This window comes from Rhodoferax sp. GW821-FHT02C08 (assembly GCF_059421805.1).
The window spans coordinates 1-860 of the sequence record NZ_JBWKVR010000063.1 but is presented as its reverse complement, the minus strand read 5'-3'; the positions used below and the strand labels follow the sequence as shown (position 1 = coordinate 860).

Annotated in this window: 1 protein-coding gene; it reads left to right on the top strand. The window is 67.2% G+C overall.

Annotated features, from left to right (window positions below; translation table 11 throughout):
• On the top strand, positions 1-860 hold an 860-nt coding region (locus tag AC07VY_RS26565; protein ID WP_495100142.1), incomplete at both ends, for an NAD(P) transhydrogenase subunit alpha.

Genomic DNA, 860 nt, shown 5'->3' with positions numbered 1-860 from the left:
CGCAGCCCCTCGGACGCCGAAGCCGCGCTGATGCGCCCCGGCACCACCCTGGTCGGCATGCTCAACCCGTTTGACGCCCCTGGCCTGCAGCGCCTGGCTACCGCCGGCCTGACCAGCTTCGCGCTGGAAGCCGCCCCGCGCACCAGCCGGGCCCAGAGCATGGACGTACTCTCCAGCCAGGCCAACATCGCCGGCTACAAGGCCGTCATGATGGCCGCCGACAAATACCAGCGCTTCTTCCCCATGCTGATGACCGCCGCCGGCACCGTCAAAGCCGCCCGCGTGGTGATCCTGGGCGTCGGTGTCGCCGGCCTGCAGGCCATCGCCACCGCCAAACGGCTCGGCGCCGTCATCGAAGCCAGCGACGTACGCCCCAGCGTCAAGGAGCAAATTGAATCCCTGGGCGGCAAGTTCATCGAAGTGTCCTACGACACACCGGAAGAGAAAGAAGCCGCCGTCGGCGTCGGCGGCTACGCCAAGCCCATGCCGCCCAGCTGGCTGGCGCGCCAGCAGATCGAAGTCGCCAAACGCGTGGCCCTGGCCGACGTGGTGATCTCCACCGCGCTGATCCCTGGCCGCGCCGCGCCCACGCTGATCACCGAAGACATGGTCAAAAGCATGAAGCCCGGTTCGGTGATCGTCGACATCGCCGCCGGCAAAGGCGCCAACGGTGGCGGCAACTGCCCGCTGTCCGAAGCCGACAAGACCGTGGTCAAACACGGCATCACCCTGATCGGCGAAACCAACTTGCCGGCCCTGGTGGCGGCCGACGCCTCGGCCCTGTATGCCCGCAATGTGCTGGACTTCCTCAAGCTCATCTTGACCAAGGAGGGCACGCTGAACGTGGACATGGCCGACGA